We start from the raw sequence: 12782 nt of genomic DNA, 5'->3' as shown, positions 1-12782 counted from the left end.
GCGCTCGCCTTACGTTTTGATCGCGACGGAGTTCAGGAACCGGCCGAGGGCCTCGTCGAAGGCATCGCGTCGCTCAAGATTGGCGAGATGGCCGACGCCGGCGAGCTCGACATATTCGGCCGAAGGGATGTAGGTCGCCGTCTTCGCCATCATCGGCGCAGGCGCATTGTTGTCCTTGGAGCCGGACAGCAGCAGCGTCGGCACGGAAATGTCCTTGAGCGTGCTGCGTTGGTCGAAGCCGATCAAGGCCAGCATCATGGCGCGATAGCTCGCCTCGGGCACGCTTCCCATGCATTCGCGCGCAAGCTCCATTCCCTTTGGATCGGGATCGTCGCCGACAAGCTCCTTTACCAGGGAAGGTGCCAGCGACTTCATCGTCTCTCCGCGGTCGAGCGGGCCAAGCCGCGCCGCGATGAACGATCTCTGCCAATCGCCGTCGGCCTTGCCGAAGGCCGGGCTGGTCTGCGCCAGCACGACCGCGCGCCCGCGCATCGGAAATTGCACCAGCCATTTCTGGACGATCATGCCGCCGATGGAATGGCCAACCAGAATTGGCCTGCTCACACCGAGTTGCTCGATGAATTGCTGAAGCGCGTCCGCCAGGGCAGCGATGCTGACGCTGCCGAGCGGAGCCGATCCGCCATAGCCCGGCATGTCCCATGCAATCGCGCGAAAGCGGGTGCCGAAGGTGGCGAGCTGGTTCCGCCAGGCTCGCGCCGCGCCGCCGATGCCATGCAGGAAAATCAGGGGTATTGCGCCCGGATCGCCCGCGGCTTCGTAGGCGAAACGTCCGTCCCTTGTTATCATGGGCGTGGATTGCGACACGCAACAACCTCTTGCTTGGCCCGGCGATGCTAACAGGCCTGTAAGGGATGGGAAGAGACAATTTTATACTTAAAGCAATTTTCGGGCCGGTCCCGGGTGCCTGGACGATTGGGATCTCAATCGGTGCTTTCGTTGCAAAAATTTGAAGGTTAAAATATATCGAGGGAGCGATCAGCATCCCAGGGAGCCAACGCATGTCCGCATTGCCGCATTCGCCGCACGCGCTGGTCACCGGCGGCGGCCGTGGCATCGGCCGCGCGATTGCAGCCTCCCTCGCGGGCGCCGGTGCCACCGTGACGGTGCTTGGCCGCAATGCGGCAACTCTTGACGAGGCGGTGAGCGCGGGGGCTGCGCATTTTGCGGCGGTCGCGGACGTCTCGAACGAAGCATCGGTGAAAGCTGCCATCGCCCAAGCAAGCGCACGGAAGCCGATCGATATTCTGATCGCCAACGCCGGCAGCGCTGAATCGGCGCCGTTCGCGAAATCGGACAGTGCGCTGTTTGCCCGCATGATGGACGTCAACTTCATGGGCGCGGTTCACGCCATCCACGGCGTCTTGCCGGCGATGAAGGACCGCCCCTACGGTCGCATCGTCGCGATTGCATCGACGGCCGGGCTCAAGGGCTATCCCTATGTCAGCGCGTATAGTGCCGCCAAGCACGCCGTGATTGGACTTGTGCGTTCGCTTGCGCTGGAAATGGCCGGCAGCAATGTCACGGTGAATGCCGTATGTCCCGGCTTCACGGATACCGATCTGGTTGCCGGCAGCATCGAGAACATCATGAAGAAGACGGGCCGCAGCCACGAGCAGGCGATTGCCGAGCTCGCGAAGCACAATCCGCAGGGGCGGCTGATCACGCCTCAGGAGGTGGCCGATGCAGTGCTGTGGCTGTGCGGGGAGAGCGCCGGTGCGATCACAGGACAGGCGATCGCGGTTGCCGGTGGTGAGATCTAGCGTGCGCGATGCAGGCCTGGAACGAGAAAGCTAAGGAGATCGCATGAGCAGACCAGCCAATCCCGTGACCCTGCCGCTGGCGGACTATTCGCCGCAGAATTTCCTGCTGGCCGTGGTCGACGGCGTTGCCACCGTGACGCTCAATCGTCCCGAGCGGAAAAATCCGCTGACTTTCGAGAGCTACCGCGAGCTCACCGATTTCTTTCGCGCCTGCGCGTTCGACGATGCGGTCAAGTCGATCGTCGTCACAGGCGCGGGCGCCAATTTTTCGTCCGGCGGCGACGTATTCGAGATCATCGGTCCGCTCGTGAAGATGGACACCAAGGGACTGACGGCCTTTACCCGGATGACGGGCGACCTCGTCAAGGCGATGCGGGCCTGCCCGCAGCCGATCGTCGCTGCGGTCGAAGGCATCTGTGCCGGCGCGGGCGCGATTATTGCCATGGCGTCCGACATGCGGCTCGCGGCGAGCGGGGCCAAGGTCGCATTCCTCTTCAACAAGGTGGGCCTTGCCGGCTGCGACATGGGCGCGTGCGCAATCCTGCCGCGGATCATCGGGCAGTCCCGCGCCTCCGAGCTGCTCTACACCGGCCGCTTCATGACCGCGGAGGAGGGCGAGCGCTGGGGCTTCTTCAGCCGTCTCGTGACACCGGAGCAGGTGTTGCCCCAGGCGCAACTGCTGGCAAGGCAGATCGCGGAAGGGCCGACCTTCGCCAACACCATGACCAAGCGGATGCTGGCGATGGAATGGGCGATGTCGGTAGAGGAGGCGATCGAGGCGGAGGCCGTTGCACAGGCCCTGTGCATGACGACGGCGGATTTCGAGCGCGCCTTCGAGGCCTTCGCCAACAAGGTCAAGCCGGTGTTCAGGGGCGACTAGGCCGGTCACTCCTGGCCGCGGCCCTGCCAAAAAGGGAACGTACGCGAAATTCCTTTAAGCTTGAAATAATTTGGCGTCGGGCTCAATTGGCGGGGTTTCGATGAGGAATGCGCCTCCGGCAGGGGCCTTAGGAGCCGGGAATTAAGGCTAAGCCCAAGACCCGGGCCGAGCTCTGGGCGGAGGCGACAAAGCCGCTTGCGGCGGAGCAACTGCCCGTGCGACGTTAACTCATTGCCTGGCGTTATCGAGTGGAGTTAAGGCGATGAAGGCGATTATCGTCGGTGGCGGTATCGGTGGTCTCACCACGGCATTAATGCTGCGCTCGCGCGGCCTGGATTGCGAAATCTTCGAGCAGGCCGACACCATCCGCGAGCTCGGTGTCGGCATCAACACGCTGCCGCATGCGATGCGCGAGCTCGCCGGCCTCGGTCTGCTCCAGAAGCTCGACGATGTCGCGATCCGCACCGATCAGCTCTATTACCTCAATCGCCACGGCCAGGAAGTCTGGCGCGAGGCCCGTGGCATCGACGCGGGCCACGACGTGCCGCAATTCTCGATCCACCGTGGCCGCCTTCAGGGCGTCATCCATCGCGCCGTCGAGGAGCGGCTCGGGCCGGATGCTATCCACACCGGCTGCCGGCTCGGCGCATTCACTCAGGACGAGGGCGGCGTCACCGCCTATTTCTTCGATCGCGCCGGCGCGCATATCCACACGGCGCGCGGCGATATCCTGATCGGCGCCGACGGCATCCACTCACGCGTTCGCGACACGCTGTTCCCGAACGAGGGACCGCCGTGCTGGAACGGCCTGATGCTGTGGCGCGGTGCGCGCGACTGGCCGCTGTTCCTCACCGGCAAATCGATGATCGTGGCCGGCGGGCTCAACGCCAAGGTGGTGATCTATCCGATCGCGGAGGGATCGAGCCCCGCGAGCCGTCTCACCAATTGGGCGGTGCTGGTGAAGGTCGGTGAGGGCAATGCCCCGCCGCCGCGGAAGGAAGACTGGTCGCGACCCGGGCGCCGCGAGGAGCTGATGCCGCATGTGGCCCGCTTCTCGGTGCCCTATATCGACGTGAAGAGCCTGATCTCGGCAACGCCCGAGTTCTACGAATATCCGACCTGTGACCGGGATCCGTTGCCCTATTGGTCGTCCGGGCGCGTCACACTGCTCGGCGATGCCGCGCATCCCATGTATCCGGTCGGCTCGAACGGTGCATCGCAGGCGATCCTCGATGCGCGTTGCCTCGCCGATGCGCTGGCACGCGCCGAGCATCCCCGCCAGGCGTTGCTCGAATATGAGAAGAAGCGCCTGCCGATGACCGCGGACATCGTCCGCTCCAACCGGCGCGGCGGTCCCGAGGGCGTCATCGACGCCGTCGAGCAGCTTGCACCCGACGGTTTCGACAATGTCGACAACGTGCTGAGCTATTCGCAGCGCGAGGCGATCGTGCGCGGCTATGCCACCAAGGCCGGCTTTGCCGCCGTGCCGGGGCTGGCGGCGGTGCGCGCTTGAGGGCGATGAATCATCATCACCCTTTGGCCTTTGATTGAGCATGCCCCTTCCGGAAAACCGCTTGCGCACTTTTCCGGGGTCATGCTGCTAACCGCCGGGAGGCGGCGGCAGGAAGTGAATGTTGAACTCGGCCGCCATCGCCACCACGTCCTCGGGCTTCTGCTCCTTCATATTATGAAGGCCCCAGAACAGGTCGAACAGCTTGCGGGTCGGTGACACCCAGAACAGCACTTTTGCGGTCTGCTCCGACTTGTTGAAGATGCCGTGCGGCACGCCCATGCCGAGCCGGATCAGATCGCCCGCCGTCGCCTGCGACTCCGAATTGCCGAGCACGAAGTCGAGCTTGCCCTCGAGCATGTAGAGATACTCGTCCTGGTCCGGATGGATGTGCGGCGGCACGAATGTGCCCGGCGGCAATGTCGCGTGCCAGGAAAAGCTGTGCTCGGTATTGCTTTTCGGCACATAGGTCTGACCGAGGATGTTCCAGGAAATTCCCTGGATCCCTTCATTGGCCCGGGTGATGCCGGTGATTTCAGTTTTCATTGCAGTCCTCCCGTAACGCGACGCGCGGCTTAGTTCGCCGCCTTGCAGTCCTTGGCGTAGCGGTCGCCGTAATTCTCGAAGACCTTCTGGACGATCTCGGTCTGGAACTTGCCGTCCGGACGCTTGGCGACCTTGGTCAGGTAAAAGTCCTGGATCGGATAGCCGTTGGTGTTGAACTTGAAGGCACCGCGCAGCGAGGTGAAGTCGGCTTTCTTCAGCGCGGCGCCGACCGCATCCTTGTTCGAGAGGTCGCCCTTCACGGCCTTGACCGCGCTGTTGATCAGCATCGCGGCGTCATAGGCCTGGAAGGCGTAGGTCCCGGGCACGCCGTTATAGGCGGCTTCATAAGCGGCGACGAACTTCTTGTTCTGGGGGTTGTCGAGATTGGGCGCCCAGTTCGCGCCGCCGAACATGCCGACGGCCGCATCCTGCTGGGCCGGCAAAGTGGATTCATCCACCGTGAACGCCGAGAGCACCGGAATGCTGTCGGCGAGGCCGGCCTGCCGGTACTGCTTGACCAGATTGACGCCGAGCCCGCCCGGCATGAACGTGAAGAGAGCATCGGGCTTCTGCGATGAAATCTTGGAAAGCTCCGGCTGGAAGTCCAGCGTGTTGAGCGGCATGTAGGATTCCTCGACGATTTCGCCCTTGTAGTCGAGCTTGAAGCCGGCGACCGAGTCCTTGCCGGCCTGATAGTTCGGCACCATCAGATACATGCGCTTGTAGCCGCGATCCTGCGCGACCTTGCCGAGGACTTCGTGCACCTGGTCGTTCTGATACGAGGTCACATAGAAGAACGGGTTGCAGTCCTTGCCGGCAAAGGTCGACGGGCCTGCATTGGGGCTGATCAGGAAGGTCTTCGACTCCGTGACTGGTCGATGGATCGCCTGGAGGATGTTGGAGAAGATCGGGCCGACCACGAAATCGACCTTGTCGCGCTCCAGAAGGCCTTTGGCTTTCGTCACGGCTGCATCCGGTTTCAGCTCGTCGTCGGCGACGATCACTTCGACATCGCGGCCACCCATCTTGCCGCCGAGATCCTTCACCCCGAGCGCAAATCCGTCGCGAACCTGCTGGCCGAGTGCGGCGGCGGGTCCCGACAGGGTCACGATCACACCCAGCTTGATCTTCTCCTGGGCGAGGGCAGGGCTCACCGCGGTCCCGAGCAGGATGGCGGCTGCGGCCAAAGTCGTTTGCGTCTTCATGATCTGTCCCCCGTGTCGATCGGGCTTGCACTACAAGCCTCGTACTTCAACTCAAGCTTATGCCGATGATGGCTGCGGCGGCAAGCAAAGCCCAAAGGCGCCGTCATCTTGCGGGGAAGCGGCGCATGCAAGCGGCGCGCCAATTACTTGAAGCCTAAAGAAATTGGCGTGCGGTCGATTGTTGCAGCTTTAGGCTTGCAGCCGGCCCGGATTTATTTGAAGCTCAAAATGTTGGGAATCCGTGCCGGCGCCAATGCCGGCCGTGAGTGACTGCATCGAGATGCTCGATTCCGAGACCAAGGCTGTCGAAACTCCGGAAGATCACGCCGAAGAGCTTCGGTTGTGGCTGCGCCTCTTGACCTGCACGACCCTGATCGAGGGCGAGGTCCGCGGCCGGTTGCGGCAGCGCTTCGATGTCACGCTGCCCCGTTTCGATCTGATGGCGCAGCTCGACAAGGCGCCGGAGGGCATGACGCTGTCCGACGTCTCCAAGCGCATGATGGTGTCGAACGGCAATGTGACCGGCCTCGTCGAGCGTCTCGTGGAATCCGGCCATCTCGATCGGCGGACCTCCGACACGGACCGCCGCGTTCAGGTGATCAGGCTGACGAAGCTCGGGCGTGCCGAGTTTCGCAGGATGGCCGCGGAACACGAGACCTGGATCGCCGATCTCTTCGCCGATCTTTCGCCGAAGGACGTCCGCGAATTGATGCGGCTCCTCGCCAAGACCAAGGCATCGGCGCAGAAATCGGCCGGTCGCCGCCGCGCCTGAGGCGCCCGCGGGCCGACGCGCCCGCCGATCCTTCCTTGCCGCAGCAAAATGCACGGGATGCCCAAAATCCGCTATTGCGCCGAATTGTTTTAAGCCTAAAATGTTTCCCAGATAGTGCTGCCGGGTGCTTTCCATGCGCAAAGGAGCGTGCGATGGCCAACGCCGCCAAGGTTCAAGTCTCGGGCTCGTCTGACGGCAACGATGCGACGGCCCATGTCGATACGTTCGCGCGGCAGCATCTTCCGCCGCGCGAGCTCTGGCCGGAATTCATCTTCACCCGTCCGGAGCTGTGTTATCCGCCGCGATTGAACTGCGTCAGCTATTTCCTCGACCGCTGGGTCGAGCAGGGGCATGGCGACGCGCCTTGCGTCATCAGTCCCGCCGTCAGCTACAGCTATCGCGAGCTGCAGGCGCTGGTGAACCGCATCGCCAATGTGCTGGTCGGCAAGCTCGGTCTCGTCACCGGCGGGCGCGTGCTGCTGCGCTCGTCCAACAATCCGATGATGGTCGCGACCTATCTCGCGGTGATCAAGGCCGGCGGCATTGTGGTGGCGACGATGCCGCTGCTGCGCGCCAAGGAGCTGTCCTATCCGATCCAGAAGGCCGAGATCTCGCTGGCGCTCTGCGATGGAAAGCTCGCCGAGGAGATGGAGAAGGCGAAAGCCGCTGCGCCCGGTCTCAGGCACGTCGTCTATTGGGGGAACGGCGCCGGCGATTCGCTCGAAGCGCTGATCGCGGACGCCAGCCCGGAGTTCGGAGCTGTCGACACCGCCTCCGACGACATCTGCCTGATCGCCTTCACGTCGGGCACCACGGGCGATCCCAAGGGCACCATGCACTTCCACCGGGACATGCTGGCGGTCTGCGACGGCTACGCGCACAACATCCTGCGGGCGGAGCAGAAGGATCGCTTCGTCGGCTCGGCGCCGCTCGCCTTCACGTTCGGCTTCGGCGGCGTCCTGTTTCCGATGCACATCGGCGCCTCCTTCGTCGTGCTGGAGAAGACCACGCCCGACGACATCCTGAATGCGATCGAGCAGTACAAGACCACCGTCTGCTTCACCGCACCGACCGCGTATCGCGCCATGCTCGGCAAGCTCGCAGGCCGCGACATTTCCTCGCTGCGCAAATGCGTCTCCGCGGGCGAGACGCTGCCCAGGCCGACATTCGATGCCTGGCTCAAGGCGACCGGCATCAAGCTGATGGACGGGATCGGCTCGACCGAGCTGCTGCACATCTTCATCAGCGCGACCGAGGACGAAATCCGTCCCGGCGCGACGGGCAAGCCGGTGCCGGGCTATGAAGCCAAGATCGTCGACGGTTCCTGCAACGATTTGCCGCCGGGCACGATGGGCTTCCTCGCTGTGCGCGGACCGACCGGCTGTCGCTATCTCGCCGACGAGCGGCAGCGCAAATACGTCCAGAACGGCTGGAACATCACCGGCGACACCTATCTGATGGATGGCGACGGCTATTTCTGGTACCAGTCGCGCTCCGACGACATGATCGTGTCGGCTGGCTACAACATTGCCGGCACGGATGTCGAGACGGCGCTGCTCACGCATGCGGCCGTTGCCGAATGTGGCGTCGTTGGCGCGCCGGACGAGGCGCGCGGGATGATCGTGAAGGCCTATGTCATTGCCGCGCCCGGCGTGACGCCCGACGCTCGGCTGGTCGCCGAGTTGCAGGAGCATGTCAAACGCGAGATCGCGCCGTACAAATATCCGCGCGCGATCGAGTTCGTGACGCAGCTGCCGAAGACCGAAACCGGCAAGTTGAAGCGCTTTGCGCTGAGACAGCTGGCGCAGGCCGCTGTGACATCCTCGGGCGTCGCGGGAATGAAAGGATAGAGATTGTCAGTGACGACGCCGACAGGCCCGCCCCGCGCGGTGTTGCCGACAGCAGGCGGGGACGAAACCCGGTCGGGAGCGCAGGTGCTGCAGCCGTCCGGCTGGCCGCTCCCGAAAGGCTATGCCAACGGCATGGCAGCCGAGGGGCGGATCGTCGTCACCGGCGGGGTGATCGGCTGGGATGCCCAGGAGCGTCTCGCGGACGGCTTCGTCGCGCAGGTCCGCCAGACCCTGAGCAACATCGCTGCGATCCTTGCCGAAGCCGGCGCCCGGCCCGAGCACCTGGTGCGGCTGACCTGGTACGTCGTCGACATGGACGAGTACCTGACCAACCTGAAAGAGCTCGGCAAGGTCTACCGTGCGATCTTTGGCGCGCACTATCCTGCGATGGCGCTGTTGCAGGTCATGCGCCTCGTTGAGAAGGCGGCGCGCGTCGAGATCGAGGCCACCGCCGTGATTCCACGCTGAACCGCGTCAGGTTTCAGCTCGCCTTGGCGAGATCGTCGTCCTCGGGCGAGTTCAGATAGACGCCGGACATGGTGTCGACCCAGCAGAGATGGTCGTGCACCTTCTTCACGCCCTCGACGTTCTCCGCTGCGACGACCGCAGCCTGCCGTGAGCGCTCCTCGGTGATGACGCCGCTGAGGTGAACGATGCCGTCGCGGACGATGACGTTCAGCCCGAACGGACACCAGTCGTTCTTCTCCATGGCGTCGATGATGCGGCCGCGGATGTGATCGTCGTCTGCCGTCGGATCCGGCACCTCGCGGGCGAGCCCCGCCACCGCCTGCAGCAGGTTCCCGCGCGACACGATGCCGACGATCTTGTCGCCGCGGACGACGGGCAATCGCTTCACGTTGTTCCGTTCCATGAGATCGACGATCTCGGCGAGCGCCGTATCCTCGGTGATGGTCACGACGGAGGTGGTCATCACCTCCGAAACCTTGCGGCCGTGCTCGTGGACGAAGTCGCGGGCCGATCCGCCCGGACCAAGGATGAACCTCAGCCAGCGCCCCCGCTTGCGTCCGGTGCCGATTTCGCTGCGTCGGATGAAATCACCTTCCGAGACGACGCCGACCAGCTTGCCGGTATCGTCGACCACAGTGAGGCCGCTGACATGCCTCTTCAGCATGATGTTCGCCGCCTCGACGATGCTGGTGTCGGGGGTGACCGAGATGACCGATCGGGTCATGATCTGGTGGGCGCGCATGGGTAGCTCCGCAGGTTTTGACGAAAGTGGATGAGCGAAGCCTATTTCAAGCATGGAGGCCGGCTTTGACGCAGGTCAAGCAGGTGAGATCGGTCGGTGGCGGTGAAGCAATCGTGATCGGCGGACGAAATTGATGCAGCTCAACGCATCGGAACCCGGGCGACGTATCCTGCCAAGGACCTGAAACCCCAAGAACCTGAAACGGCAAAGTGCGCAGGAATTTTCAGCCATGAGCGTCGTGCAGCTTGTTCCGCGAACCGAAGAGCCGGCAGGGCACCCCTCCGCCGACCCCGTTGTGAGCGTCGACCGTCCGACCGAAAGTCTGCCCGCGCAACCGGCGCCTCCGTCAGAGCCGTACCCTCTGGACCGAGCTTTTCACGCGTCGCTGGCGCGGTTCACGGGCGGGATTTCGCCGCTGGCCCTGTCGCTCGCCTGGCTCGATTGGAGCTCTCATCTCGCTGCGGCGCCGCAGCGCCAGATGGAGATGTCCCGCAAAGCCGTTCGCGACATGGGCCGGTTGCTGGAATCTGTTGCGCACGCACCAACGCAAAAGCCGTGGTCGGTGATAGAGCCGCAGGAACGGGATCGCCGCTTCAGGGGAGCGCAATGGGAAGCCCCGCCGTTCAATCTGTTCGCGCAGGCGTTTCTGCTCACGGAGCGCTGGTGGCACGACGCCACGACCGGTGTACGCGGCGTGTCGCCCGCCAATGAAGCCATCGTCGAATTCTCGATGCGCCAGATGCTTGACATGCTGGCGCCGTCGAATTTCGCTGCGACAAATCCGCTGGTGCTGGAGAAGGCGTTCCAGAGCGGCGGGGAGAATTTCGTGTTCGGCTGGCAGAACTGGTACAGCGATCTGGTGCGCCTGCACTCGACCGCAAAACCAGCCGGTGACGAACAGTTTGTCGTCGGCAAGACGGTCGCGGCTTCACCAGGCAAGGTCGTGTATCGCAACGGTTTGATGGAGCTGATCCAGTACCATCCGACGACCGCGCAGGTGCGGCCCGAGCCGATCCTGATCGTGCCTGCCTGGATCATGAAGTACTACATCCTCGATCTGTCGCCGCAGAATTCGCTGGTGAGGTATCTGACCGGTCAGGGCTTCACCGTATTCGCGATTTCCTGGCGAAATCCGGACGCCCAAGACCGTGATGTCGCCTTCGACGACTATCGCAAGCTTGGCGTCATGGCGGCGCTGGACATGATCGGCCGGATCCTGCCGGACCGGAAGGTCCATGCGCTCGGCTACTGCCTCGGCGGCACGTTGCTATCGATCGCCGCGGCCGCGATGGCGCGCGATGGCGACAAGCGACTGGACACGATCACCCTGCTTGCCGCGCAGACGGATTTCACCGAGGCCGGCGAGCTGACGCTCTTCGTCAACGAGAGCCAGGTCGCCTTCCTCGAAGACATGATGTGGCAGCATGGCTATCTCGACACGACCCAGATGGCCGGTGCGTTCCAGCTCCTGCGCTCCAACGAGTTGATCTGGTCGCGGCTGTCGCATGATTATCTGATGGGCGAGAGCACGGCGCCGATCGACCTGATGGCCTGGAACGCCGACGCCACACGGCTGCCCTATCGCATGCACTCGGAATATCTGCGAAAACTATTCCTGCACAACGACCTGGCCGAGGGCCGCTATCGCGTCGAGGACAGAAGTATCTCGCTTTCCGACATCCATGTGCCGATGTTCGTGGTCGGCACGCTCGCCGATCACGTGGCGCCGTGGCGATCTGTCTACAAGATCCACTATCAGGTCGATGCCGACGTGACGTTCGTGCTGACCAACGGCGGTCACAATGCAGGCGTCGTCGCGCCGCCGGACCAACCCGGCCACAGCTATCAGGTGCTGATCAAGGCCGCGGACGCGCCCTATGTCGGACCGGATGAATGGCTGAAGCAGGCACCGCGACTTGAGGGGTCGTGGTGGCCTGAATGGGCCGGATGGCTGGCGGCGCGCTCCGGCGCGCCCTGCGATCCGCCGCAGATCGGAGCCGGAGGCGTTGACGGTCTGCCGGACGCACCGGGAGACTACGTCCACACCTAATCCTCAGGCTCTGCATTCGGCGCGAGGTCGGACGAGCGGAACGGCTTCGCCTTGTCCAGCTTGCGGTAGGCCTCCGTAGCGGCTCGCAGCAGCTTCTTTTCCCGCTTGCGGTCGAGGAAGCGAAGGCCGGCCTCGGGGATGGCCTCATTCAAGGATGCCGCCAGGGTTTGCCCTCGCGCATCGTCGTTCAATTGTCCGAGGGATTTTTGCGCCTTGCGCAATTGCTTGAGGATCGACTTCTGCTTCGCCAGCGTCTCGTCGGCGAATAAATCCTCGAGAGACTCGATCGAATAGGTCAGCCGCTTGTTGAGAAGCCGCAGCTTGTGTCGTTTCTCGACGTCGAGCCTGCGCAGTTTTCGCGCTTTCCTGAGCAGCGTCGTCTCCCACGCGGTGAGCCTCTCAGTCGCGTGGTCGGCGAGCGGGCTGCGGCGCAGCCTGATGGCTTCCTTGCTGCGCCGGGTCGACCAGGGGCCGCTCTCGATCCAGGTTGTGGTCTGCTCGACCAGGCGGCGATACCGCGCGGATTGCAGCGCGCGGGCCAGCAGGCGATGGCTCTCGGCGCGTTTCTCGTCCCAATGCTGGAGTTCGGCAATGACGACAAGCTCGCCTCCGCTTTCGGCGATGACCCGCTCGATCGCCACGTCGAGATCCCGCACCATCCCGAGCTGGCTGTTCAGCCATTTCAGCTCGGCCCACACCCCCGGCCGCAGCGCGTCGTCGACCATGGGCGAGAAGAAGCGGATGGTGGTGCGCAGATGTGTCAGTGCGATCCGGATCTGATGCAGCGCCTCGGGGTCGCCGCGACACGTACCGTCATGCTGGGCGAGGATGGCGTCGAGGTGACGGCGGGAGATGATCCGGAAGGCCGTGTCGCAGGCCATGCCGGGACTGAGGCGGCCGGGCAGGGCATTGCGCTGCGCCGGCGGCGTGGCGCGAGCGGCCGTCGAGGTCGTGCTGGGTCGCGCCATCCTTGCCCGC

The 12782-nt window shown here is 63.8% G+C and carries 12 protein-coding genes; 7 read left to right on the top strand and 5 right to left on the bottom strand.

The annotated features are described in order from the left end of the window. Positions 1–9: 9 nt before the first annotated feature. Positions 10–825 carry an alpha/beta fold hydrolase gene (locus tag NR187_RS31615; protein ID WP_211384903.1) on the bottom strand — a complete coding sequence of 272 codons (816 nt, stop codon included), beginning with the start codon at positions 823–825 and terminating at the stop codon, positions 10–12. A gap of 194 nt (positions 826–1019) precedes the next feature. Here NR187_RS31615 and NR187_RS31610 point away from each other — a divergent pair, with 194 nt between their 5' ends. The 3 genes from NR187_RS31610 (at position 1020) to NR187_RS31600 (ending at position 4174) form a co-directional block, all read left to right on the top strand. Then, a complete protein-coding gene (locus tag NR187_RS31610) occupies positions 1020–1781 on the top strand; it encodes an SDR family NAD(P)-dependent oxidoreductase (RefSeq protein ID WP_211384904.1) in 762 nt (253 codons plus the stop codon). 43 nt (positions 1782–1824) lie between these two features. Further along, positions 1825–2661, top strand: a complete 837-nt coding sequence (locus NR187_RS31605; RefSeq protein WP_211384905.1) for an enoyl-CoA hydratase family protein — start codon at positions 1825–1827, stop codon at positions 2659–2661. 262 nt (positions 2662–2923) lie between these two features. Next, positions 2924–4174, top strand: a complete 1251-nt coding sequence (locus NR187_RS31600; RefSeq protein WP_211384906.1) for a flavin-dependent oxidoreductase — start codon at positions 2924–2926, stop codon at positions 4172–4174. 87 nt (positions 4175–4261) lie between these two features. On the opposite strand, the gene NR187_RS31595 is transcribed toward NR187_RS31600, so the two are convergent. Then, the gene (locus NR187_RS31595) at positions 4262–4717 is read right to left on the bottom strand and encodes a cupin domain-containing protein (protein ID WP_256808998.1); all 456 of its coding nucleotides are present in this window, start codon (positions 4715–4717) and stop codon (positions 4262–4264) included. Between the two features lie 29 nt (positions 4718–4746). After that, positions 4747–5922, bottom strand: a complete 1176-nt coding sequence (locus NR187_RS31590; protein ID WP_256808997.1) for an ABC transporter substrate-binding protein — start codon at positions 5920–5922, stop codon at positions 4747–4749. A gap of 253 nt (positions 5923–6175) precedes the next feature. Between NR187_RS31590 and NR187_RS31585 the strand changes: the two genes are divergently transcribed. From NR187_RS31585 to NR187_RS31575, 3 genes are all read left to right on the top strand, one after another. Then, positions 6176–6694, top strand: coding sequence for a MarR family winged helix-turn-helix transcriptional regulator (locus tag NR187_RS31585; RefSeq protein ID WP_211384909.1), 519 nt, complete (start codon positions 6176–6178; stop codon positions 6692–6694). 152 nt (positions 6695–6846) lie between these two features. After that, positions 6847–8544 (top strand): benzoate-CoA ligase family protein, encoded by a 1698-nt coding sequence (locus NR187_RS31580; protein ID WP_256808996.1) that lies wholly within the window; start codon positions 6847–6849, stop codon positions 8542–8544. 3 nt (positions 8545–8547) lie between these two features. Continuing rightward, entirely contained in the window at positions 8548–9012 is a 465-nt protein-coding gene (locus tag NR187_RS31575) for a RidA family protein (protein WP_256808994.1), read from the top strand. A 13-nt stretch (positions 9013–9025) separates the two neighbouring features. Here NR187_RS31575 and NR187_RS31570 read toward each other — a convergent pair whose 3' ends face one another. Beyond that, on the bottom strand, positions 9026–9754 hold the full coding sequence (locus tag NR187_RS31570; RefSeq protein WP_256808992.1) for a CBS domain-containing protein: 729 nt from the start codon (positions 9752–9754) through the stop codon (positions 9026–9028). 229 nt (positions 9755–9983) lie between these two features. Here NR187_RS31570 and NR187_RS31565 point away from each other — a divergent pair, with 229 nt between their 5' ends. Beyond that, entirely contained in the window at positions 9984–11804 is a 1821-nt protein-coding gene (locus NR187_RS31565; RefSeq protein WP_256808991.1) for an alpha/beta hydrolase, read from the top strand. Here NR187_RS31565 and NR187_RS31560 read toward each other — a convergent pair. Beyond that, positions 11801–12772, bottom strand: a complete 972-nt coding sequence (locus tag NR187_RS31560) for a CHAD domain-containing protein (protein WP_256808990.1) — start codon at positions 12770–12772, stop codon at positions 11801–11803. The genes NR187_RS31565 and NR187_RS31560 overlap by 4 nt on opposite strands. Positions 12773–12782 lie beyond the last annotated feature (10 nt).

The organism is Bradyrhizobium sp. Bra64 (genome assembly GCF_024519875.1).
Classification (GTDB): Bacteria; Pseudomonadota; Alphaproteobacteria; order Rhizobiales; family Xanthobacteraceae; genus Bradyrhizobium; species Bradyrhizobium japonicum_G.
This window is presented reverse-complemented; position numbering and strand designations above follow the sequence as displayed.